This window comes from Phenylobacterium sp., from assembly GCF_965229015.1.
In the GTDB taxonomy this organism is placed as follows: Bacteria; Pseudomonadota; Alphaproteobacteria; order Caulobacterales; family Caulobacteraceae; genus Phenylobacterium.
The window spans coordinates 450902-473754 of record NZ_CBDDIM010000001.1 but is presented as its reverse complement, the minus strand read 5'-3'; the positions used below and the strand labels follow the sequence as shown (position 1 = coordinate 473754).

At 70.3% G+C, this 22853-nt stretch carries 23 protein-coding genes; 9 read left to right on the top strand and 14 right to left on the bottom strand.

What is annotated here, in order from left to right:
• Positions 1-18: 18 nt before the first annotated feature.
• Positions 19-441: a DUF4112 domain-containing protein gene (locus ACO06I_RS02285; protein WP_421931009.1), complete on the bottom strand. Its 423-nt coding sequence runs from the start codon at positions 439-441 to the stop codon at positions 19-21.
• A gap of 58 nt (positions 442-499) precedes the next feature.
• Positions 500-961 (bottom strand): DUF4112 domain-containing protein, encoded by a 462-nt coding sequence (locus ACO06I_RS02280; RefSeq protein ID WP_421931008.1) that lies wholly within the window; start codon positions 959-961, stop codon positions 500-502.
• A gap of 184 nt (positions 962-1145) precedes the next feature.
• On the opposite strand from ACO06I_RS02280, the gene ACO06I_RS02275 reads away from it, so the two are divergent.
• A complete protein-coding gene (locus tag ACO06I_RS02275; protein ID WP_421933591.1) occupies positions 1146-1463 on the top strand; it encodes a heavy metal-binding domain-containing protein in 318 nt (105 codons plus the stop codon).
• Here the strand turns inward: ACO06I_RS02275 and ACO06I_RS02270 are convergent, their stop codons facing one another.
• The 5 genes from ACO06I_RS02270 to ACO06I_RS02250 form a co-directional block, all read right to left on the bottom strand.
• Positions 1464-4094 carry a polar localization protein TipN gene (locus tag ACO06I_RS02270; protein ID WP_421931007.1) on the bottom strand — a complete coding sequence of 877 codons (2631 nt, stop codon included), beginning with the start codon at positions 4092-4094 and terminating at the stop codon, positions 1464-1466.
• 177 nt (positions 4095-4271) lie between these two features.
• Positions 4272-4499 carry a hypothetical protein gene (locus tag ACO06I_RS02265; RefSeq protein ID WP_421931006.1) on the bottom strand — a complete coding sequence of 76 codons (228 nt, stop codon included), beginning with the start codon at positions 4497-4499 and terminating at the stop codon, positions 4272-4274.
• A 130-nt stretch (positions 4500-4629) separates the two neighbouring features.
• A complete protein-coding gene (locus tag ACO06I_RS02260) occupies positions 4630-5262 on the bottom strand; it encodes a beta/gamma crystallin-related protein (protein ID WP_421931005.1) in 633 nt (210 codons plus the stop codon).
• 63 nt (positions 5263-5325) lie between these two features.
• Positions 5326-5865 carry a methylated-DNA--[protein]-cysteine S-methyltransferase gene (locus ACO06I_RS02255; protein WP_421931004.1) on the bottom strand — a complete coding sequence of 180 codons (540 nt, stop codon included), beginning with the start codon at positions 5863-5865 and terminating at the stop codon, positions 5326-5328.
• Positions 5846-7357, bottom strand: coding sequence for an AlkA N-terminal domain-containing protein (locus ACO06I_RS02250; protein WP_421931003.1), 1512 nt, complete (start codon positions 7355-7357; stop codon positions 5846-5848). The genes ACO06I_RS02255 and ACO06I_RS02250 overlap by 20 nt, the downstream gene beginning before the upstream one ends.
• A 202-nt stretch (positions 7358-7559) precedes the next feature.
• Between ACO06I_RS02250 and cysD the strand changes: the two genes are divergently transcribed.
• Complete coding sequence (cysD, locus tag ACO06I_RS02245) at positions 7560-8498, top strand: sulfate adenylyltransferase subunit CysD (protein ID WP_421933590.1); 939 nt, start codon at positions 7560-7562, stop codon at positions 8496-8498.
• Positions 8498-10429, top strand: a complete 1932-nt coding sequence (gene cysN, locus ACO06I_RS02240) for a sulfate adenylyltransferase subunit CysN (protein ID WP_421931002.1) — start codon at positions 8498-8500, stop codon at positions 10427-10429. Before cysD ends, cysN begins: the two co-directional genes overlap by 1 nt.
• Before the next feature lie 6 nt (positions 10430-10435).
• Here the strand turns inward: cysN and ACO06I_RS02235 are convergent, their stop codons facing one another.
• The 4 genes from ACO06I_RS02235 to ACO06I_RS02220 all read right to left on the bottom strand — a co-directional run bounded on the left by ACO06I_RS02235 (position 10436) and on the right by ACO06I_RS02220 (position 13762).
• The gene (locus ACO06I_RS02235) at positions 10436-11437 is read right to left on the bottom strand and encodes a PhoH family protein (RefSeq protein WP_421931001.1); all 1002 of its coding nucleotides are present in this window, start codon (positions 11435-11437) and stop codon (positions 10436-10438) included.
• A gap of 129 nt (positions 11438-11566) precedes the next feature.
• Entirely contained in the window at positions 11567-12211 is a 645-nt protein-coding gene (locus ACO06I_RS02230) for a carboxymuconolactone decarboxylase family protein (RefSeq protein ID WP_421931000.1), read from the bottom strand.
• Positions 12211-12735, bottom strand: a complete 525-nt coding sequence (locus tag ACO06I_RS02225) for a VOC family protein (RefSeq protein ID WP_421930999.1) — start codon at positions 12733-12735, stop codon at positions 12211-12213. The genes ACO06I_RS02230 and ACO06I_RS02225 overlap by 1 nt, the downstream gene beginning before the upstream one ends.
• 10 nt (positions 12736-12745) lie before the next feature.
• Positions 12746-13762 (bottom strand): zinc-dependent alcohol dehydrogenase family protein, encoded by a 1017-nt coding sequence (locus ACO06I_RS02220; protein ID WP_421930998.1) that lies wholly within the window; start codon positions 13760-13762, stop codon positions 12746-12748.
• A gap of 116 nt (positions 13763-13878) precedes the next feature.
• Here ACO06I_RS02220 and ACO06I_RS02215 point away from each other — a divergent pair, with 116 nt between their 5' ends.
• Entirely contained in the window at positions 13879-14511 is a 633-nt protein-coding gene (locus ACO06I_RS02215; RefSeq protein ID WP_421930997.1) for a hypothetical protein, read from the top strand.
• Here ACO06I_RS02215 and ACO06I_RS02210 read toward each other — a convergent pair.
• Positions 14477-15637, bottom strand: a complete 1161-nt coding sequence (locus ACO06I_RS02210) for an MFS transporter (RefSeq protein WP_421930996.1) — start codon at positions 15635-15637, stop codon at positions 14477-14479. The two genes, ACO06I_RS02215 and ACO06I_RS02210, sit on opposite strands and share 35 nt — an antisense overlap.
• 117 nt (positions 15638-15754) lie before the next feature.
• Here ACO06I_RS02210 and ACO06I_RS02205 point away from each other — a divergent pair, with 117 nt between their 5' ends.
• Entirely contained in the window at positions 15755-16378 is a 624-nt protein-coding gene (locus tag ACO06I_RS02205) for an exopolysaccharide biosynthesis protein (protein ID WP_421930995.1), read from the top strand.
• A 4-nt stretch (positions 16379-16382) separates the two neighbouring features.
• Here ACO06I_RS02205 and ACO06I_RS02200 read toward each other — a convergent pair whose 3' ends face one another.
• Entirely contained in the window at positions 16383-17384 is a 1002-nt protein-coding gene (locus ACO06I_RS02200) for a DUF1176 domain-containing protein (protein WP_421930994.1), read from the bottom strand.
• An 80-nt stretch (positions 17385-17464) separates the two neighbouring features.
• Here ACO06I_RS02200 and ACO06I_RS02195 point away from each other — a divergent pair, with 80 nt between their 5' ends.
• From ACO06I_RS02195 to ACO06I_RS02185, 3 genes are read left to right on the top strand one after another with little or no spacing between them, the layout of a single operon-like run.
• Complete coding sequence (locus tag ACO06I_RS02195; protein ID WP_421930993.1) at positions 17465-18745, top strand: aminotransferase class III-fold pyridoxal phosphate-dependent enzyme; 1281 nt, start codon at positions 17465-17467, stop codon at positions 18743-18745.
• A 4-nt stretch (positions 18746-18749) separates the two neighbouring features.
• Positions 18750-20180, top strand: a complete 1431-nt coding sequence (locus tag ACO06I_RS02190; protein ID WP_421930992.1) for an amidase — start codon at positions 18750-18752, stop codon at positions 20178-20180.
• Between the two features lie 5 nt (positions 20181-20185).
• Positions 20186-20533: a DUF423 domain-containing protein gene (locus tag ACO06I_RS02185; protein ID WP_421930991.1), complete on the top strand. Its 348-nt coding sequence runs from the start codon at positions 20186-20188 to the stop codon at positions 20531-20533.
• Here ACO06I_RS02185 and ACO06I_RS02180 read toward each other — a convergent pair.
• A complete protein-coding gene (locus tag ACO06I_RS02180; RefSeq protein ID WP_421930990.1) occupies positions 20520-21731 on the bottom strand; it encodes a multidrug effflux MFS transporter in 1212 nt (403 codons plus the stop codon). The genes ACO06I_RS02185 and ACO06I_RS02180 overlap by 14 nt on opposite strands.
• A 101-nt stretch (positions 21732-21832) precedes the next feature.
• Between ACO06I_RS02180 and ACO06I_RS02175 the strand changes: the two genes are divergently transcribed.
• On the top strand, positions 21833-22843 hold the full coding sequence (locus ACO06I_RS02175; protein ID WP_421930989.1) for an alpha/beta fold hydrolase: 1011 nt from the start codon (positions 21833-21835) through the stop codon (positions 22841-22843).
• Positions 22844-22853: the final 10 nt, after the last annotated feature.

The window sequence follows — 22853 nt, the reverse complement described above, 5'->3', positions numbered from 1 at the left end:
CCCAAGCAGGTCGGCGTTCTAGCGCGGGGTGATGTCGCGCAGCTTGCCGCGCTTCTTCTTGCCGCCCCAGCCGTGGGGCATCTCGGCGGGGCCGTGGCGGGCCTCGATGTCCTTCTGCAGGGCCTTGGCGGCCATCAGGTGGGCGGGGAAGACGGTGTCGATGGCCCAGCCGACGATGGGGACCTCGGAGGTCGCGGAGTCGGCCGCCAGATAGACCGCCATCCGCAGCAGGGTCCCAGCCGAGGCGCCGGCCGCCAGGCCCTCGACGATCAGCAGTCCGCCGGCCCCCAGGCTGTAGATCAGGTTGGCGCCCGGCACCCAGGCCAGGATGCCGTCGAGCCCCAGGCCGAAGGGCCCGAAGCCCACCAGCCGGTCGGACAGGCGCTTGACCCGCTCGGCCGTGCGCCAGGATTGGTGCGCTCTATCTCTGGATACCGCCATCCGGCCTCAACGCGCCCCTTCCCCGAAAGCTCCACCGGAGCGCCGAAAGCTCCCGCCGCTACCCCAGGAAGACGACCCGGCGCTTTTCCTTGCCCGCCCGGATGCGGGAGAGAACATCCTTGTATTCCGGGCTGTTGACGGCGTCTTTTCGCGTGCCCTCGAAATAGATGGTGTCCTCCATGTGCTTGAGCAGCATGTCGGCCGACCACTTGTGGCCGGTGAACAGCATGTCGGCCAGCTTGCCGGCCACGGGCACTTCACCCACCAGGGTGTCGATGGCGATGATGGCGCCCATCTGCAGCAGGATCATCGGCGCGGCCCGCGCGCGGACCCCGTCGAACAGCAGGATGCAGCCGGCGCCGAGGCTGTAGATCGCGCCCGCCCCGGGGATCCAGGTCAGCAGGCCGTCCAGGCCGATGCCCAGCGGACCGATCCCCACCACGTTGTCGGACAGCTTCTTCGTCCGCTCGATACTGTTGCGGATGTTGTGCAGGTCGATATGCGACTGCGCGACTAGCATTCACCGCTCCCAGGCCCCAGGCGGGGGCACTCTGCCGCAAGCGCGCGCCGGGTCAAAGCCCGCCCCACGCATTTTCGCGCCTCAGGGGAAACCCGGGCGCGGCTTTGCCCATATGACGGGAGGGCGCCTCGCGAAGGGACCGGATTCACCCTATGTTTGCGCCATGGCCAAGAACGACCCGCCCCTGCTGATCGTCACCACCCACTTCATCGAGGGCCGCCCCGTGCGTCAGCACCTGGGCATGGTGTCGTCCCAGGCGATCCTGGGGGCCAATGTGGTGCTGGACCTGATGAACGCCATCCGCGACTTCATCGGCGGCCGGTCCAAGGGCTATGAGCGGGTCCTGGCCCAGGCCCGGGCCGACGCCCTCAAGGGCCTGGAGGCCGAGGCCCGCGCGCTCGGCGCCAACGCCATCGTCGGCGTCGACCTCGACTACAACACCGTGGGCCCCAACGGCTCGATGCTGATGGTCTCGGTCAACGGCTCGGCGGTGATCCTCTAGCTAGACCAAGTCCCCCGCCGCCGCGTCGAACAGCAGATAGGTGCGGCCCGACTCGCTGGCCAGCAGCTGGCCGACCTCGAAACCTTGCGGATCGCGGGCCGCGGCGTCGTCCAGCAGGTCCTGGAAGCCGTTGAGATAGGTCACCACCTGCCGGCGCAGAGTCTGGTCGGTGAACAGCCGCCGCGACAGGCGACGGGTCGCGGCCGGCGCCAGCTTGCGCACCACCTCGCGGGCGCCGTCGACGTCCTCGGTCTGGATGGCCGCGGCGATCTCGTCGATGCGGCCGCGGGGCAGCAGGGCCGCCGGGTCGATGCCCATTGCGGCCACCTCGGCGGCCAGCACCGCCTCCAGGCCGGGCTTGCCGGCCTGGGCCGGGCCGCCCTCGTCGATGGAGGACAGCAGGTCCTTCCAGGTCCATTCGTCCGCCGGTTCGGCGGCGGCGGGCTCCCGCGGCGGCGAGCGGCCGGCGGCCTGCTCGAAGACGTTGGAGAACTCCTCGTCGGTGGCCGTCGGCGTCAGGCGCAGGCGGCGGCGCGTGGGCTCAGGCTCCAGGGGCTCCGGGGCGGCGACGCGCGGCCGGCGAACGGGCGCAGGCGGCGGCGGCGGCTCGACGGGCTGGGTCAGCTCCAGCGCCTCGTCGTCCTCTTCCTCCAGCTCCTGATATTCGGGTTCCGGCTCGGGCTCCGGCTCGCGGCGGCTGCGGGGCCGCGGCGGCGGGGCGACGATCCGCTCGCGCATCTGGGCCGGCTGCGGCGGTTCCAGGCTGGCGGCGCCGCCGGCCACGGTGCCCATCAGGCGCACGGCCTCGCTGAGCATCTCGTAGTTGCGGCGGACACGCTCCTGGAAGGCCGCGTCGATAGCCTGGGTCTCGTCGGAGGTGCGGCGGGCGTGATCCATCAGGTCGTCGATGCTGTCGGCCACGGCCTGGCGCACCTCCTCGGCCTGACCGCGGGCCGCGGCCGGCAAGCGGGTGGCGCGGGCCTCGATGTCGGCCATCATGCCGGCCAGCTCGTCCAGGGTGGCGCGGGCGGCGACGGCCCCCTCCTCCAGCTTGCGGGCGGTGGCGGCGCCGGCCTGCTCCACCATCTGGGCGGAGCGCTCGATCAGGTCGCGGGCCTCGGCCAGGCGCTGCTCGAACACCTGGTTGGCCTTCTGGCCGGCGCTGAAGGCGGCCTCCGACAGCTGGTCCACCTGTTCGCGGGCCGTGATGGCATGAGCCTCGGCGGCCTTGCGGGTCTCCTCGGCGGCCTGGCCCAGGCCCTGGATGGCCGCGCGGGTCTGCTCCTCCAGCTTGCGGCGCTCCTCGGCGGCGGCCTGGGAGACCGCCTCCATGGAATGCAGGGTCGACTGGCCGAACTCGTCGCGCTCGGCCTTGGCCGACTCCGCCAGTTCGCGGAACTGCTCGGCGGCCTCGGCGATCAGCTCGCGCAGGGCCTCGCCGCCCTTGACGGCGCGGTCGCCCATCTCGGCGGTGGAGAGCCGGGCCTGGGTGATGAACTCCGACAGTTGGGCGGCGTGGGTCTCCGACTGGGCGCCGAAGGCCTCCTGGTCGGCGCGCAGGGCGTGGGCCACGGTCACCAGGCCGGCCCGCTGCTCGGTCAGGCCCTGCTCGACGCCGCGGATCTGGTCGGTGACGCCGATGCCGGCGGTCTCCAGGCGGGCGATGTGGCGGGTGAGATCCTCGCCGGCGGTGCGGGCGGCGTCGCTGGCCTCCCCGGCCGCGGCGGCCAGGTCGGCGGCCCGGGCGGCGAGCGCGGCCTCGGCCTCGCGAAGCTGGGTCTCGGCCAGGTCGGAGGCCTCGGCCACCATGCGGGCCTGCTGGGTGATGGCGTCGGCGACGGCGGAGGCCTGGGCGTCCAAGGTGTGGGTCAGGCCGGCCATCTCGGTGCGTTCGCGGCCGAGCACGCCCGTGAGTTCGGCGGCGCTGCGGGCGCTGGTGCTGGCGGCCTCGATCAGGCGCTCGCTCTCCGAGGCCAGGGCCTGGCGCAGGGCCAGCAGGGTCTCGCGGGCCTCGTCGGCGGCGTTTCCGGCCCGCACGATCTCCTCGCGCACCGCCTGGACCACGTCGCTGGCCTGGGCGCCGGCGGCCATGGCCGGGGTGACCATCTCGTCGGCGAGCTGCTTGGCCCGGCGGGCCTCGGCCCCGAGCATCTGCCCCTGGCGGATCATGTAGGCGGCGATCCAGACGAAGGCCGCCGGCCCGATCGCCATGGCGGCCAGGACGGTGATCGCGAAGGGGTCGAAATCGAAGGGCGACACCGCCCGACGATAGCCGAAAGCGAAGGCGATGGGCGCCAGGGCCCAGAGCACCGAGACCACCAGGGCGGCGAGATAGATCGGCCAGGCCGAGGGCAGTTCCGAGGTCTTGGCGGCCTTGGCGGGCGCCGGCGGCTGCGGCCGCGGCGCGGGGGTCTGGACCGGGGCCGGGGTCAGGTCGGCGGCGGGCGGGATGGGCGACAGCGGCGCGGCGGCCTGGGGCTCGGCCAGGGGCGCACTGACGGGGGGCGGTTCGGCGGCGGCGAGGTCGAGATCGGGCTGGGCCTCCGGCGCGGCGGCGCTAAGGCGCGACGTGGCGTCCTCGTCGGTCAGGCTTTGGAAATCCACCGGCGGATGCCGCTTCTTGATCTTCATTCGCGGCCTGTCTCAAGCGCCTTCAACCCTGCGACCGGGATAGGCGCCAATACGCGCGCCGACCCGAATTCGCGCCCCAACTGAAACGATTACCGGCGAACCGACCCGGCGGAAAGCATCATTGGACGGAATCATGCCCGGCGGAGACCGAATGTCGCGGAGTCCCGCAATGGGACGTCAGGTTTTGAAGACCTGGGCCTTCTGGGTCGGGCAGTCGGCGGTCTTCTGCGCGCGATCGATGATCTTGACGGCGGGCTTGGGAACCGCGGTGCGGGCCACGGTGCGCTCGCTGTGGCTGGGGTGCTCGACCGGGCGCGGGGCTTCCAGCGCGACGCCGAAATGCGAGTAGGCGAAGGCGGAGGAATGCACCACCACGGCCGCGACGATCTCGGTCAATGTCTGCATTGGAACACCTCCCCGAGTCCGCAGCGATTCCGTGAACCGCGGTTATATGACAAGCGCGGCCTTACGGCGACGTCATGTAACGTGAAATTTTCGTCATGTAACCTGGGCGCGGGCCAATCGACCCGCGAACTCAGCGCTTACGACAAAATACGTCCCGGATCACCGGACTGTCGGCGACGTAACGCCCCTCGCCGTCCAGGGCCAGGCGCGCCCGTTGGCTGGAGTCGTAATAGGCCGAATAGCCGAGCTGCACCGAGCGGCAGAAGGCGTTGGCCCCGGAGCTGTTGGGCGAGATGTCCAGGCCCATGATGTTGGGATAGGGGAACAGCACCCCGGTCGCGCCCTCGTAGGGCCCGGGCTGTCCGGGCCGGCCCCAGCCGCCGCCGCGCGACCAGGCGCCCTCGAAATAGGCCTGCAGCGAGGAAATCTTCAGGCCCAGTCCCTGGGTGTTCAGGTCGGGGATGTCGCCGCTGATGTCGCGGCACTTGCCGCGATAGCCGGAGTCCTCGCAGACCCGCCAGCGGCCCTGCAGCCGCGCGCTCTGGGCCAGGTCGTTGAAGCCCATGGGCGCCATGTTCTCGGCGGTGGCCGTCACCGTGATCTGGCGGCCCTGGAAGTTGGGCAGTTCATAGAGGGTGGCCCTCGGCGCATTGCCGGGGCCCGGACCGTTGAAACCCGCGCCGCCGCCCCAGGATTGAGCCGCCGCGACGCCCGCCGCCAGGCCGACCGCCCCGAGCGCCGCAGCGCCGATCCAGAGTTTCATGATCGCCTCCCGAGATGGCCGCTCCGCAAGCTTAGCCGGTGGCGGCCGTCCCTGGAACGCGCTTCAGGCGGCGAGCGAGTCCTTGAACGCGGCGCCTTCGTGGGCCAGCAGCCAGCGCTTGCGCGGCAGGCCGCCGCCGTAGCCGGTCAGCCCGCCATTGGCGCCGATCACCCGGTGGCAGGGCACCACCACGGCGACGGGGTTGGAGCCGTTGGCCAGGCCCACGGCGCGCATGGCGCTGGGCTTGCCGATGCGCTCGGCCAGGCCCTTGTAGCTGAGGGTCTCGCCCGCCGGGATCGTGCAGAGCGCGTCCCAGACCTTGCGCTGGAAGGCCGTGCCATTGGTGGCCCAGGCGATCGCGGCCAGGGCGTCGAGGTCGCCGCCGAAATAGCGGCCCACGGCCTCACGCAGCGCGTCCGGCGCCTGGCCCGGCGTCAGCGCCATGCCGGGATAGTGACGCCCCATCAGGGTGCGCATGCGCGGCTCGTAGTCGGCGAAGTCGAAGGCGCGCAGCACGCCGGCTTCGTCCACCACCAGCAGGGCCTCCCCCACCGGGGTGGCGACGCGGTCGAGGATCAGGGTTTCAGGCAGCGACTTGGTCATGGGTCTTGTCCTTGGTGATCTTGGGATCGAGCGCCGCGTCGGACGCCCACAGGTGGGAGGCGGCGTAGGCCCGCCAGGGCCGCCACCGCTCGGCCCGCGCCAGCAGCTCGGCCGGCGTCGGGCGAAGGCCGTTCTCGTCCTCCAGGGCCCGCAGCAGGCCGAGGTCGGCGTGGGGGAAGGCGTCGGGCTCCCGCAGGGCCCGCATGGCGATGTATTGCGCCGTCCACTCCCCGATCCCCGGCAGGGCGCGGAGCTGGGCGACGGCCTCCTCCAGGCTGCGCTTCATCCCGAACAGGTCCGGATCGGCGGCGGCGACCTCTGCGAGGGAGACGAGCGCCCGGCCCCGGGCGCGGGGCATGCCGAGGGTCTCGACATCGGCCTGGGCCAGTTGTTGCGGCGTCGGGAACAGGTGGGTGAGGCCCAGCGCGTTGGCCGCCTCGTCCTGCACGGCCGAGCCAAGGGCCGCGGTGATCTTGCCCGCCAGGTTGCGGGCGGCGACCACGGTGATCTGCTGGCCCAGCACCGCTCGGACCGCCAGCTCGAAGCCGTCCCAGGCGCCGGGCGCCCTCAGGCCCGGCCGCTTGGCCACCAGGGCCGCCAGCTCCGGATCCTCGGAGAGATGCCCACCGATCAGGGCGGGATCGGCGGCCAGGTCGAAGACGCGGCGCAGCTTGGCGATGACCGCCGGCCAGGCCTGGACCTTCGGGAAGCGCAGGGTGACGTCCAGCCAGTCCCCCTCCCCCTGGGCCACGATCACCAGGCCGTGGGCCTCGCCCACCTGCAGCAGGCGGGCGTAGCGGCGGCCGGTCACCGTCTCGACCCCGGGAATGGCCCGCAGGGTCCAGAAGGCCAGCATGGCGTCCCAGTCATAGGGGGCGCGATAGGGCAGCCGGATCGTGGTTCCCGCCCCATCGCTGGCGGCGACATCGGCCCCGCCGGAGCGCCGCAGGGCGCCGGGCGGCCGATCGAACAGTTGCTGGAAGGTCTCGTTGAAACGCCGGACGCTGCCGAAGCCCGAGGCCATGGCCACCTCGGCCATGGGCAGGTGGGTCTGATGGATCAGCTGCTTGGCCAGCAACACCCGCCGGGTCTGGGCCACCGCCACCGGCGAGGCGCCCAGGTGCTGACGGAACAGCCGCCGGAGTTGGCGCTCGCCGACCCCGAGCCGTTCGGCCAGGCCGTCGACGTCGCCCTCGTCCAGCGCCCCCTGCTCGATCAGGGACAGCGCCCTGGAGACGGTGTTGGAGGTGCCCTTCCAGGAGCCCAGGTCCGGCGAGGTCTCCGGCCGGCAGCGCAGGCAGGGCCGGAAGCCGGCCTCCTGCGCCGCGGCGGCCGAGGGGTAGAAGGCGATGTTCTCGCGCTTGGGGGTGCGGGCGGGGCAGACCGGACGGCAGTAGATGCCGGTGGTCTTCACGGCGCCGAAGATGCGACCGTCGAAACGGGCGTCTCGCATCGAGAAGGCGCGGTAGCAGGCGTCGTCGTTCATATCCATGAGCTGATAGTCTGCCGCTCAAGGGATGAAGTCTCGCGGTTTTCGGACATCGCCACCACATAGGTGGCGGCTTTCGGACACCAAAGGCGGTGGCCCTTTCCTCGACACGCTGTCAGGAATTCTCTGTCGTAACCCGGGCGGGCCTCTCGTAAGTCACCCGCCTGGCCGAGGTATGGCTGATGTCGAACTGCAAGGTTTCCTGATGGCGGTCCCCGCTCTCGCATCCAAGCCGGAGATTTCGCCGGCCACGCTCACCCACCTCCAGCGCCTGGAGGCTGAGAGCATCCACATCTTCCGGGAGGTGGTGGCCGAGTGCGAGAACCCGGTCATGCTCTATTCGGTGGGCAAGGACAGCGCGGTGATGCTGCGCCTGGCCCAGAAGGCCTTCTTCCCGAGCAAGCTGCCCTTCCCCCTGCTGCACGTCGACACCACCTGGAAGTTCCAGGCGATGTACGAGATGCGCGCGCGGATGGCCGCCGAGCTGGGGGCCGACCTGCTGGTCTACAAGAACCCCGAGGCTGTGGAGCGGGGCATCAACCCCTTCGACCACGGCAGCCTGCACACCGACATGTGGAAGACCGAGGGCCTGAAGCAGGCGCTCGACAAGTACGGCTTCGACGCGGCCTTCGGCGGCGGCCGGCGCGATGAGGAAAAGAGCCGCGCCAAGGAGCGGGTGCTGTCCTTCCGCTCAGCCCAGCACCGCTGGGACCCCAAGAACCAGCGCCCCGAGCTCTGGCATCTCTACAATACGCGCAAGGCTGCCGGAGAGAACTTCCGCGCCTTCCCGATCTCCAACTGGACCGAGCTGGACATCTGGCAATACATCCACCTGGAGAACATCCCCATCGTGCCGCTCTACTTCTCGGCCGAGCGGCCGGTGGTGGAGCGCGACGGCATGCTGATCATGGTCGACGACGACCGCATGCCGCTCAAGCCCGGCGAAGTTCCGATGATGAAGTCGGTGCGGTTCCGCACGCTCGGCTGCTACCCGCTCACCGGCGCGGTGGAGAGCACCGCCGCCACGCTCCCGGAAATCATCCAGGAGATGCTGCTCACCACCACATCGGAGCGCCAGGGCCGGGCCATCGACCACGACCAGGCCGCCTCCATGGAGAAGAAGAAGCAGGAAGGGTACTTCTGATGACCGCCCAAGCCAGTTCCCAGGCCGGGGCCCACCAGTCGTCCCTGATCGCCGAGGACATCGACGCCTATCTCCACGCCCACGAGCACAAGAGCCTGCTGCGCTTCATCACCTGCGGCTCGGTGGACGACGGCAAGTCGACCTTGATCGGGCGATTGCTCTATGATTCCAAGATGATCCTGGACGACCAGATGGCCGCCCTGGAGGCCGACTCCAAGCGAGTCGGCACCCAGGGGGGCGACATCGACTTCGCCCTGCTGGTGGATGGCCTGGCCGCCGAGCGCGAGCAGGGCATCACCATCGACGTCGCCTACCGCTTCTTCTCCACCGACAAGCGCAAGTTCATCGTCGCCGACACCCCGGGCCACGAGCAGTACACCCGCAACATGGTCACCGGCGCCTCGACCGCCGACGCCGCTGTGATCCTGATCGACGCCCGCCGGGGCGTGCTGACCCAAACCCGCCGGCACTCCTATCTCGTCAGCCTGCTGGGCATCCGCCACGTGATCCTGGCCATCAACAAGATGGACCTGGTGGGCTGGAGCCAGGAGACCTACGACACCATCCTGGCCGAGTACCGCGCCTTCGCCGCCCAGATCGGCATCACCGACTTCACCGCCATCCCGATGTCGGCGCTGAAGGGCGACAACATCACCGAACACAGCGACGCCGCCCCCTGGTACGACGGCCCGCCTCTGATGGCCCTGCTGGAGAGCCTGCCGGTGGAGGACGACCTGCAGAGCCGCCCGTTCCGCATGCCGGTCCAGTGGGTCAACCGCCCGAACCTCGACTTCCGGGGCTTCTCGGGCCTGATCTCCACCGGCGTCATCAAGCCCGGCGACAGGATCAAGGCCCTGCCCTCGGGCCGCGAGAGCACCATCGAGCGCATCGTCACCTTCAACGGCGACCTCGATCAGGCCGTGGCCGGCCAGTCGGTGACCCTGACCCTGACCACCGAGATCGACATCAGCCGCGGCGACGTCATCTCCGTCGCCGCCAGCCCGCCGCCGGTGGCCGACCAGTTCGAGGCCACGATCGTCTGGATGGACGACGAGGCCATGCTGCCGGGCCGCCCCTATCTGCTGAAGATCGGGACCCGCACCGTCGGCGCCTCGATCACCGAGCCCAAGTACAAGGTCAACGTCAACACCATGGAGCACCTGGCCGCCAAGCGGCTGGAGCTCAACGAGATCGGGGTCTGCAATCTCAGCCTCGACGCCCCCATCGCCTTCGACCCCTACAAGGACAACCGCGACCTCGGCGGCTTCATCCTCATCGACCGGATCTCCAACCGCACCGTCGCCGCCGGCATGATCCACTTCGCCCTGCGCCGCAGCCAGAACGTCCACTGGCAGGCCCTCGACGTCGACAAGGCCGCCCGCGCCGCCCTGAAGGGCCAGCGCGGCCGGGTCGTCTGGCTCACCGGCCTGTCGGGCTCGGGCAAGTCCACCATCGCCAACCTGGTGGAGAAGAAGCTGCACGCCAACGGCCGCCACACCTACCTGCTGGACGGCGACAATGTCCGCCACGGCCTCAACAAGGACCTGGGCTTCACCGACGAGGACCGGGTGGAGAACATCCGCCGCGTCGCCGAGGTGGCCAAGCTGATGGTGGACGCCGGCCTCATCGTGCTGGTGAGCTTCATCTCGCCCTTCCGGGCCGAGCGCCGCCTGGCCCGCGACCTGCAGGCCAAGGGCGACTTCGTGGAGGTCTTCATCGACACCCCCCTGGCCGTCGCCGAGGCCCGCGACGTCAAGGGCCTCTACAAGAAGGCCCGCGCCGGGGAGCTGAAGAACTTCACCGGCATCGACAGCCCCTATGAGGAACCCGAGGCCCCCGAGATCCGCATCGACACCACCAAGACCTCCCCCACCGAGGCCGCCGAGCAGATCACCGCCTGGCTCGAGGGCGAGCTGGACTACTCGATCTAGCCGGCCTCAGGCGGCGGCCCGCATCTCCGCGGCGCCGCCGGCCTGGGAATAGAGGGCCTCCAGCCGCGCCACCACCGGGTTTCGGATGATCTGATAGGTCTCGAAGCGGTGCACGGCGGCCAGGTCGGTCCCCGCCACCAGCTTGAGCAGGTGGCTCATGCCCGACACCTCGTCGCCGCCCGCCAGGTCCACCTGGGCGGGATCACCGGTCACCACCAGCCGCCCGTTGCGGCCGATGCGGGTGGCGGCCATCCGCATCTTGCCCACCGTCATGTTCTGGGCCTCATCCACCAGCAGCAGGCTGTCGTTGAAGGTCCGCCCGCGCATTCGGCCAAGCGGCAGGACCTCGATCATCCCGCGTTCGGTGAGTTGGTGGATCTCGTCGTGGCCGATGAGTTGGCGCAGTTCGTCCTCGATGGGGGTGAGCTGTTCGTCATAGGCGGTCTCGGCCCGCAGGGCCGCCGTCATGGTCTCGCCCTCCAGCATCACCCGGGGCCGGGTCATCACCAGGTGCTTGATCCGCCCCTCGGCCAGCAGGCTCAGGCCCGCGGCTATGGCCAGGTGGGTCTTGCCGGTGCCGGTGGGCCCGACCCCGAAGATCAGGGACCGGTCGGAGAACAGCAGGGTGTTCATGAACCCCACCTGGCTCAGCGACATCGGCCGGACGGCCTGGCTGATCCCCTTGAGCCGGTAGGCCAGGTCGAACTTCAGGGCGTGGCCGATGGCGGCGCCGATCGCCTCCTCCACCAGGCCTTCGTGGCTTGCCTCGGTGCGCAGCAGTTCGGCGATCTTCTCGAGGATGGCCGCCGCCAGGGTCACGGCGATCTCGTCGCCGGCCAGGGCCAGGGCGTCCGGACGCGGCGAGGCCTGCACATGATAGGGCCGCAGGGCCTGCTCGATGCGCCGGATCGGGGTCCCCTGCCCGGCGACCAGGCGCTCGATAAGCTGCGGCGCCAGGCTGACGACCTTGGATGCCGTCGCCTGGGTGGGGTCGTGATGCAACTCCAAGTCAATCTCCGGGCGCCGCTACAACGGATCAGCGTCAGCAACCTAGCCTCGAAGACTCAAGATAGACTTAAATCCTCACGACGAATCCGGGCTCGAAGACCTGCGAATACCATCTATAACGTGTAAAGCTCAATCAGAGCGGCGCCCCGTGTCGAGGAAGTCCCGCGCGCTGAAGTCCTTCGGCGGCGCAACCTCCACGATCGGATCGTCCCGGTCGTCGAACTCCAGGCGCAGGGCCCGGCTCATCACCGCGTGCATGTCGTAGAGACAGGTGATGTAGGTCAGCTCCAGGATCCGCTCGTCGTCCAGGAAGGTCCTCAGGGCCGCGAACACCGGCTCGGGCGTGCGGCCGCCCTGCAGCACCAGGCAATCGGCATAGGCCAGGACCGCGCGTTCCTCCGGCGTGTAGCAGTCGGCCACCTGCCAGTGCGGCACCGCGTCGATCCGGTCCTCCGACACCTTCAGGCCGCGCAGCGATTTGCAGTGCTGGGAGAAGACGAACTGGCTGCCCCGCGCCCAGCCCGCCCGGGTCTGGGCCAGCTCCCGCAGCACCGGATCGAGCTTGCGGTCGGGCGTGCGGTAGAGGGCGAAGCCCTGGTTGGCGTGCCTCAGGATGTCGGGGCTGTTGGCGAACACCGTCCACCAGTCGCCGGCCGTGCCCGTCGCCGTCCCCGGCTCGGCCACCGGGTCGCGGTCGCCGAACAGCAGGTCGTAGGTCTTGGTGACCACCTCGGAGGTGGCCTCGGCGCGGGAGATCTGCCTCAGGCGGGGCATCAGACTTCCACCGCCGCGCCGGCCGGTTCGTGGGCCACGTCCTCGGGGCCGAAGCCCTTCGTCCAGGCCGCGAACTCCAGCATGATCCCGTTGGGATCGGTGAAATAGACCGAGCGGACGAAGACCCCCGGATGCAGCTCGGCGGCGACGCCGGCGGGGCTGTCGTCGTGGTTCACCACCATGGGCAGGACCTCGACGCCGGCCGCCTGCAACCGCTTGATGCTGTCCTGCAGGTCGTCGGAGTCCATGTCGAAGGCCACATGGTTCATGGAGCCCACCGCCGACTTCGGGCTCTGCGGGAACTTGGCCACCGAGGCGATCCCCGGCGCCGCGGCCGGGGTCTCCGGCCACCAGAAGAAGGCCACGCTGGCCCCGCCCCCGCAGTCGAAGAAGAAGTGCTGGCCGCCGTCCGGCAGGGCGATGGTCTTGGTGAGCGGCATGCCCAGCACGTCGCGGTAGAACCTGACGGTCTCGCCCATGTCGCGGCAGACGAGCGCCAGGTGATTGATGCCTTTGGTACGCATGCACGCCTCCTCAGAAGGTGAGAACGATTTTTCCGAAATGCTCGCCGGCGGCCATGGCGGCGAAGGCCGCCGCGGCCTCCGTGAAGGGGAACACCTTGTCCACCACCGGCGAGATGCGATGCAGCTCAAGGGCCCGGCACATGGCCTCGAACATCTCCCGTGACCCCACCGACAGGCCCTGAAGGCGCGCGGAGTTGCTGATCAGGGCGCCGGGATTGACCCCCTCGCCCGCCCCGGCCACCACCCCGATGATGGCGATGTGGCCGTTGATGCGGATGGCCCTCAGGCTCTGGTGGATGGTGCCCGCGCCGCCGACCTCCATGATGAAGTCGGCCCCCACCCCGCCGGTGGTCGCGCGCACGGCCTTGGCCCACTCGGGATCGGTCCGGTAGTTGTGAAGGTGGTCGGCCCCGAGCGCCTTGGCCCGGGCCAGCTTCTCGTCGGAGGACGAGGTGATGAAGGTGCGGTAGCCCGCCGCGTGGGCGAACTGCAGGCCGAAGATCGACACCCCGCCGGTGCCCTGCAGGACCACGGTGTCGCCCGGTTCGAGGCGGGCGTCCTCGAACAGGCCGCGCCAGGCGGTCAGCGCCGCGCAGGGCAAGGTCGCCACCTGCTGGTCCGTCAGATAGGCCGGGACCTTCGAGACCCCTTCCTGGCTGAACAGCTGCAGCTCCGCGCCGGCGCCGGGGATCGGGAAGCCCAGGGACGAGGACAGCTTCTCCAGGGTCGGGCGGCCCGATTGCCAATTCTGGAAGAACAGGGTGGCGATGCGGTCGCCCACGGCCACCCGGGTCACACCCGGCCCCACGGCCTCCACCACGCCACAGCCGTCGGAGAAGGGGGTGATGGTCCCGGCCTGGCCGGAGCCGCGGCTGTACATGCCGTTGATCATCAGCAGGTCACGATAGTTCAGCGACACCGCCTTCATGCGCACCAGGACCTGGCCGTGGCCGGGGGTCGGGTCGTCGCGCTCCACCACCGCGATCTGCTCGGCGCCCCAGGGTGCGGTCACTTCCAGCGCGTGCATCGGCGGTCCTCCCGTCCGTGTTTTGAGCCCATAGTCGCCCCATCCGCGCGGGCTGCAAGACTGTCGTGGCGTCACCCGCCATCCCATCGCCACATCGCCGGGCCAGTGTCGTGTTCATGACTCATCCCCGCCTGCTGGTCTGCGGCTTCGGATCCTTTCCGGCCGCTCCTCGCAACCCCGCCGCCGCCGTGGTCGAGGCCCTTGCGCAGGACGCCTGGGCGCCGCAGGGCGTCGTGCTGGACTGCCTATGTCTGCCGGTGGCCTGGACCGGATCGGTGGAGACGGTCCAGGCGGCCCTGGGCGCCCGGCCGGCCGACGCGGTGCTGGTGGTGGGGGTCGCCACCGACGCGGACGCCTTCCGGGTGGAGACCGTGGCCCGCAACCGCGCCGCCCGCGCCAAGCCCGACCATGCGGGGGCGACCTGGGAGGGCTCGGTCATCCGGTCCGACGGGCCTGGGGCCCTGGCCTCGACCGCCCCGACCGAGGACATGCTGGGCGCCCTGATCGGCGCCAATCTCGCCGCGCGCCTGTCCGACGACGCCGGCGACTATCTCTGCAACTTCACCCTCTACCGGCTGCTGGCGGAGGCCGCGGCGCCGTCGGTGGGCTTCCTGCACGTGCCCCAGGCCCGCGAGTTCTCCGACCAGGCCACCACCTCCCTGGCCGAGATCGACCAGGCGGTGCGGGCCAGCATCCGGGCCATGGCCGACGCCCTCAGTCGTCCAGCCGCCGAACGCCGTAGAGCCTGAGCGCCCCGGCCAGGCCCGCCAGGGACATGGCCGCCATGACGAAATAGCCCTTGGCTCCTATGCTGTCGAAGAGCGCGCCGGAGACGATGGTGGCCACCCCGCTCAGCACCCCGCCCGACAGGGCCGAGTTGATGGTCTGGGCCGCCGAGGCGTTGGCGGGCCGCGACAGCCGGTCAACCAGTTGCAGGGATCCCATGAAGGTCGCCGCATAGGTCAGGGTGTGCAGGGCCTGGATCGGGAAGACGAGCCAGAGCGGCGGCGACATCGCCAGGGCGCCCCAGCGGACCACCGCGGCCACCCCGCCCAGGACCAGCAGGTTGCGCGCCCCGAACCGCCGCCGCCAAGGCTCCATGAACCACAGGAAGGCCACCTCGACCCCGACGCCCACGCCCCAGAGCACGCCGGTCATCTGCTCGGGAATTCCCTGGTTGCGCCAGGCCAGGGTGGAGAAGGAATAGTAGAAGGCGTGCGCAGACTGGATCAGGCCCGCGGAGATCACCACCAGCATGAAGTCCTTGTCGCGGAACAGCTCGCCGAGCCCGGCCATGCGCTCCGAAAGGGCCGCGACCCCGCCCCCGGCGCGCACCGGATCGGGGGGCAGCAGGTATCGCGCGCCGATGGCCACGGCGAGGGCCGCCAGGGTGATCCAGACCAGCACCAGCTCCGGCGAGCCGCGGGCCAGGATCAGGCCCATGCCGACATTGGCGATGATGAAGGCCACCGACCCCATGCCCCGCGGCCAGCCATAGTTGAAGCCGTCCCTCTGCGACCGGGCCAGGACCACGACATCGGTCAGGGGCCCCACGGTGGCGTACATGGTCGAGGCGATGAACCAGAGCCCGAACCACCAGGCGAAACCGAAGGGCGCGGCCAGCAGGCCGTAGCCGATCGCCATCGCCACCCCCATCAGGATCAGGGGGGTCCGGCGCAGGGAGAAGCTGTCGGCCCACATGGCCAGCAGGGGCGCGGTGAAGGTCCGCGCCAGCAGCGGCGCCGACAGGATCAGGCCGATCTGCGCCCCGCTCAGGCCGCGGTGGTCGAACCAGACCGGAATGTAGGGCGAGGCCGCGCCGCCCCCGATGAAGATGGCTCCGTAGAACAGACCAAGGCGCACCGTCTGGGACATGGCCCAGCCACGCCTAGCGCGAGTCGGGTCGGCTTTTCCCCATTGCGCAATCGGTAGCGCGAAGTGATCGCATCAGCCCTTCCGCACCGACGCGCAAGCGTGTAGCCGCAGGGGACGATGACCGAGAAACTCCGCGCCGCCAGCGTCTCCGAACTGCTCGAGCTGATCGGCCAGGGCAAGTCGCGCAAGGTGTCGGTGGCCGACATCCTGGAGACCTTCGGCGACCGCGCCTTCGGGGCCCTGATCTTCGTCTTCGCCGCCCCCCTGGTCCTGCCCATGCCCCCCGGGATCTCGGCCATCCTCGGGGCGCCGCTGGCCTTCATCACGGCCCAGTGGATGCTCGGCCGCCGAACCCTGTGGTTGCCCAAGGCCCTGCTGGCCCGAACCATGAGCATGAGCGATTTCCGCAGTCTCTGCGCCAAGCTCACGCCGCACCTGGAGAAGATCGAGCGGCGGCTGAAGCCCCGGCTGACCTTCATGTACAATCGCTTCGGCGACCGGCTGATGGGGGCCATCTGCTTCTCGCTGTCGATCGTGGTCTTCCTGCCGATCCCCTTCGGCAACATGCTGCCCTCCTTCGCCATTGCCGCCTTCGCCATCGGCGCCGCCGAACGGGACGGCTATGCGGCGATCATCGGCTGGGTGATGGCCGCGGTGAGCATCATCGTGCTGGGGGTGTTGTCCAAGGCGATCATCGCCGCCGTCGTGGCCTTCTTCGCCACCCTGCTGGGGATGTTCTGACCGCCTATTTCTGGCGCGAGCGGAACAGAACCGGCCACTCCTCCCCCTGCACACCCCGGCACTCCGGCATTTCGATCTGCTCGGCGATGCGGAAGGCCCGTCCGTCCCAGACCCAGGAATTCATGCCGCCACAGTCGGCGAGCCCGCGCCCCTTCTCGAAATTGCTCAGGGTCTGGCTATCCAGATCGAAATCGACGTTCATCAGCAGGTGGGTGGTCGAACCGTCCAGGTTGGGGATCGCCGCGCGACGCGCATGACCGCCCTTCTCGTCGGCCAGCAGGAAGCCGTAGATCTCGTTATAGGCGCCCCGGTAGCAGAGCTCTCCATACAGGACGACCCCGGGGGAGAGGCGGGCGATGATGGGGGCGTAGTCCTCCGAGAGCAGGCCTTGGTCGCAATCCTCCCCGAGCAGGGCGCGCATGCCGGGCAGAAGCGCGTCGGGCAGCCCGTCCTGTGACACCGCGGGGGCCGGCCGAACCAGGGGCGGCGCAGGCGGTGGCGGCACGGCCGAGGCGGGCCTAGGCCCAGCCGCCACCAGGGCGGTGACGGTGCCCGCCCGCCGCTGCTGCTCGTCCATCCAGCGCAGGGCGGCCGCACTGCCGCTCAGCAGCACCTCACCTCGCCCCGGCGCCAGGCTCAGGCGGGCCCCGTTGCGGATGGCCGCCAGCAGGGCGCGCGCCTGGGGCGCCGTCAGCACGACCTCGGCGTTGCCCTTCGCCCGGGGGGTGAGACCGGGAACGGGCTTGCCGTCGACCCGGACGGCCCAGACCGCGCCAGGTCCGTTCTCTCCGACCATGACCAGCTTGATCCTGGGCGCCGCCGCCCCGGCGGCCGGCCGCTCAAGCCGCAGGAAGGGCGTTTCCTCCGAGTCCTCCTCCGAGAAGCCGAAGGCCGTGCAGTTGCGGGTGTTGTCGCAGACCACCGTCCAGTCCTGGAAGCTCTTGCTCGCCCCCTGGGCTGTCGTCGCCACCAATGCGCCCAACAGGGCCCCGATCACCGCCTTCATCGTCCGCTCCCGGTTGCCGAGTTCCGCGCGGAGCGTAAGGTCTGCCCAAGCCATGGCAATTGGCGAACTGAGGGACACCGATGAGCCGACCCAACATCCGAGACCGCGCCCTGCGCGAGCGCGCCGCCGCGGTGATCCCGGGCGGCATGTATGGCCACCAGGCGGTGGGTCTGCTCCCCGACGACTATCCGCAGTTCTTCGCCCGCGGCGAGGGCGCCCACCTCTGGGACGTGGACGGGAACCGATATCTCGACTTCATGTGCGCCTATGGCCCCAACCTGTTCGGCTACGCCAACCCGGAGATCGACGCGGCCTATGTCCGCCAGCTCGGCCTGGGCGACACCCTGACCGGCCCCACAGAGCTGATGGTCCGCCTGGCCGAGGAGATGGTCGCCCTGGTGAGCCACGCCGACTGGGCGATCTTCTGCAAGAACGGCACGGACGCCACCTCGATGGCGCTCTCCACCGCCCGCCAGCACACCCGGCGCAAGACCATCATCCGGGCCAAGGGCGCCTATCACGGGGCGGCGACCTGGTGCGTCAACCGGCCCGCGGGCACGGTGCCCAGCGACCAGGCCCACCAGATCTTCTGCGACTATAACGACGTGGCCAGCCTTGAGGCGGCCGCGGCCCAGGCCGGCGACGACCTGGCCGCGATCTTCGCCGCCCCCTTCAAGCACGACGCCTTCATCGACCAGGCCGAGCCGGACCTGGCCTATGCGCAGCGGGCCCGCGAGATCTGCGATCGCACCGGCGCCCTGCTGATCGTCGACGAGGTCCGCGCGGGCCTGCGGCTGGCCCGCGACCTGTCCTGGTCGCGGATCGGCGTGCAGCCGGACCTGTCGACCTGGGGCAAGTGCCTGGCCAACGGCCACCCAATCTCGATGATGCTCGGCGCCGAAAAGGCCAGGAAGGCCGCGACCCAGATCTATGTCACCGGCTCCTTCTGGTTCCAGGCCGCCCCCATGGCCGCGGCCCTGGAGACCCTGCGCCTGGTGCGCGACACCGACTATCTGGAGCGCCTGCAAAGCCTGGGCGATCGGCTGGCGGACGGCCTGCGAGAGCGGGCCCAGGCGGCGGGCTTCGGCTTCCGGGTCTCGGGCCCGGTGCAGATGCCGCTCTTCCTGTTCGACGACGACCCCGACCTCAGGAAAGGCTTCTGCTGGTCCAGCGAGATGCTGAACCGCGGGGTCTACGTCCACCCCTGGCACAACATGTTCATGTGCGCGGCGATGACGGAGGCCGACATCGACGCCGCTCTCGACGCCGCCGAGGAAGCCTTCGCGGTGCTGAAGCGCCAGGCCCCCAGCCTCGAACCCGTCGCCAAGATGAGCTTCCTCATGCCCGCAGGCCAAAGGTAGGACCATGGCGTTTCCCGAATATTCCGACTTCGACGGACTGGGCCTGGCCGCCCTGGTGGCCAAGGGCGAGGTGAGCCCCCTGGAGCTGGTGGACGCCGCCATCGAGCGGATCGAGCGCCACAATGGCGCGCTCAACGCGGTGGTCCACACCGCCTATGACGAGGCCCGCGCGCGGGCCAAGGGCCCCCTGCCCGACGGTCCCTTCAAGGGCGTGCCCTTCCTGATCAAGGACCTGGCCATGCCCGTGGCCGGATGGCCCCGGACCTCGGGCAGCCGCTTCGCCGCCGACATCGTCGACGCCGAGGACGGCGGCCTGACCCGGCGCTATCGTGAGACGGGCGTCATCCCGCTCGGCAAGACCAACACCCCGGAGTACGGCATCACCGGGACGACGGAGTCGGCCCTGCTGGGCCCCTGCCGCAATCCCTGGAATCCCCATCACATCTCCGGCGGCTCCTCGGGCGGCTCGGCCTCGGCGGTGGCCGCCGGCATGGTTCCCATGGCCCACGCCAGCGACGGCCTGGGGTCGATCCGCATCCCCGCGGCCTGCTGCGGCCTGGTGGGCCTGAAGGTCACCCGCGACCGCAATCCGAACCTGCCCGACGGCTTCGACTATGCGGCCGGCTTCGTGGTGGACCATGTGGTGACCCGCACCGTGCGCGACTCCGCGGCCATGCTGGACGCCACCGGCCGGCCGGAGCCGGGCGCCCCCTACCCGGCCCCGCCCAAGGCCCGGCCCTATATGGAGGAGGTCGAGACCCACCCCGGCCGGCTGCGGATCGCCTGGTCCTCGGAGACCGCCTCGGGCCGGCCCATCGATCCGGAGATCCAGGCGGCCCTCGAACGCACCGCCGCGCAGCTCAAGGCCCTGGGGCACGACGTCTTCCCGCGCGGGCTCGGCATCGACTACCGCGCCCTCTACGCCGCGCGCGGACCGGTGAGCGGCGCCAACTTCGCCGCCGGCATGGCCCGGCTGATCGACGAGATCGGCCGTGAGCCCGAGCCGCACGAACTGGAGCCCCTGACCTGGGCGTCGCTGAAGGGCGGCCGCAAGGTGACCGGCGCCGACGCCTTCCGCGCCCTGCAGGAGCTGCGGATGCTCAATCGCAGGACCCTGGCGGCCTTCGAGGACATCGACGTCTATCTCTGCCCGGTGATGGGGACCCCGGTTCCGGAGATCGGCTTCATCGACCCGGTGAATCTGGAGCCCAAGGAGGTGAACCGCCGCCAGGGGGCGGCCTTCCCCTTCACCCCGCCGATGAACTTCTCCGGCCAGCCCTCCATCTCCCTGCCGCTGGAGACGTCGGAGAACGGCCTGCCCATCGGCATGATGTTCAGCTCCCGCTACGCCGACGAAGCCACCCTCTTCCGCCTGGCCGCGCAACTTGAGAAGGAAGTCCCCTGGAAGGGCCGCCGTCCGCGGCTCTGGGGATAGATCATATGGGTCGCTGGTTTCGTCTGGCCGCCATCGGCGGCTTCCTCTGCGTGGGCTTCGGCGCCTTCGCCGCCCACGGCGTCACCGATCCCAAGGCCCAGGAGTGGCTGAGGACCGGCGCCGTCTATGGCTTTGTCCACATGCTCGCGCTGTTCGCCGCCGGCCAGCGATCCGGCCGGGGCGCGGCCCTGGCGCCGCCGCTGTTCCTGGCAGGCCTGGCGCTGTTCTCGGGCTCGCTGTGGGCCATGGGCCTGGGCGCGCCGCACTGGCTGGGGGCGATCACCCCCCTCGGCGGCCTGGCCTTCATGGCCGGCTGGGCGGCGCTGGCGTGGAGCCGACCTAGGGCCGCCTAGGCAGGGCCAGCAGACGCAGGGCGAGCGCCGAGCCGATCAGGGCCACGAGCATGGTCAGCGCCATGGGCCGGGGCGTGCCGTCGTGCAGGATGCCGGTGAGGCCCGAGGCCAGGGCGCCGACGCCGAAGGAGGCGCCGCCCATCAGGGCCGAGACCGAGCCCGCGCGGCGGGTGTCGACGTTCAAGGCCCCGGCCATGGTGTTGCCCTGCATGAAGCCATAGGTGCCCAGGAGCAGGAACAGCAGCGGCAGGACCGTCCAGCCGCCGCCGACCCCGGTCACCGCGGCCAGGGACAGCAGGGCCGCGGCCGCCACCGAGGCGAGGCTGGCGGTGGCCAGCACCTCGTCCGGCGTCCAGCGCCGCAGCAGGAAGCGGTTGATCTGGCTGGACCCGATGATCGCCGCGGCGTTCACCCCGAACAGGATCGGGAACACGGTCGGCGAGGCGCCATAGGTCCCCATCAGCAGGTCCGGAGCGCTGGAGATGTAGGTGAACAGGGTCGCGCCGTTCAGGGCGCCGGCCAGGGCGTAACCCACCAGGCGCGGCTGGCGGACCAGGGCGAGATAGGCGCCGAAGGGACTCTCCGAACGGGCCTGGGCCAGGGTCTCGGCCGAGCGGGACTCGGTCATCCGCCACAGGGCGAAGCCGCCTACGGTCAGGCCGAACAGCGCCAGGAACCAGAAGTTCAGCCGCCAGCCTCCCAGCACCAGCAGGGCCGCGCCCAGCATGGGCGCCAGGATCGGCGCCAGGCCCATGATCAGGGTCATCAGGGACAGCATCCGCGCCGTCTCGGTGTGGTTGAAGCGGTCACGGATCACCGCCCGGGCCACCACCCCGCCGGCGCAACCGCCGAGGGCCTGGACGAACCGCGCCCCGATCAGCATCTCCGGCGTGAAGGCCAGGGCGCAGGCGATGGAGGCCAGAACATAGATCGCCACACCGGCCACGATGGGTGGGCGGCGGCCGAAACGGTCGGAGGCCGGGCCATAGATGAACTGCCCCACCGCCATGCCGGCGAAGAAGGCCGCCAGGGTCCCCTGGGTCTGGGCGGGGCTGGCGTGCAGATCGAGGCCGATCGCCGGCAGACTTGAAAGGTACATGTCGATGGACATCGGCGCGAAGCCGGTCAGCGACCCCAGCAGGATCACCAGCCCCCAGGGGGTCTTCTCTGGCGCGCGCCGGGCGGTGGGATCGCTCATGGCCTCTTCTAACCCGGTTCGGCCAACTGAGAACCGGCAAGGCTTGCCTTACGCGGAAGGAAGGCCCGCATGATGGACGAAACGCTCAAGGAAACGCCGCCATGTCCGCCCTCGCCCGCCAGATGCCGCCCGTGCAGCACGCCCAGGTCAACGGAATCGACATGGCCTATTACGAGGTGGGACCGCGGGGCCAGGGGACGCCGATCGTCTTCTGCCACGGCTTCCCGGAACTGGCCTTCTCCTGGCGCCATCAGCTCGCCGCCTGCGAGGCCGCCGGTCGCTGGGCCATCGCCCCGGACCAGCGCGGCTATGGGCTGACCTCCCGGCCCGAGGCGATCACCGACTATGATCTGGAGCACCTCACCGGCGACCTCGTCGGCCTGCTCGACCACCTGGGGGTGAAGAAGGCGGTATTCTGCGGCCACGACTGGGGCGGCATCGTCACCTGGCAGATGCCCCTGATGCATCCCGACCGCTGCGCCGGGATCATCGGCCTCAACACCCCCTTCATGCCGCGCGGGCCCTTCGACCCCATCGCGGCGATGCGCATGGCCTTCGGCGAGGACATGTACATCGTCTGGTTCCAGAAGCCCGGCGAGGCCGACGCGGTGCTGGGCGCCGACGTCGACAAGACCATCCGCTTCTTCATGCGCACGCCCGCGGCGCTCGGCGACGTCGAGGCCGGCGCGGGCCTGGACATGTCGACCCCGGCCGCCGAGGGCCAGTCCACCTTCGCCTTCGGGGACGCCATCGCCGCCTGGGACAAGTCCGACACCGCCAACCAGCTGCTGACCGCCGACGAGCTGGCCGCCTTCGTGGAGAGCTTCGAGGCCACCGGCTTCACCGGCGGCATCAACTGGTACCGCAACTTCACCCGCAACTGGGAGCGCTCGGCCGACCTGCCGACCCGCGTGGACGACATCCCCTGCCTGATGATCATGGCCGAGAAGGACGTGGTGCTCTCGCCCGCCATGGCCGAGGGGATGGAGGCCTATATCGGCGACCTGGAGAAGGCCCTGGTGAAGGATTCCGGGCACTGGACGCAGCAAGAAAAGCCTAAAGAGGTCAATGACCTCATCCTCGGCTGGATGGACCGGCGCTTCCCGCGCTAGATTGGGGGCG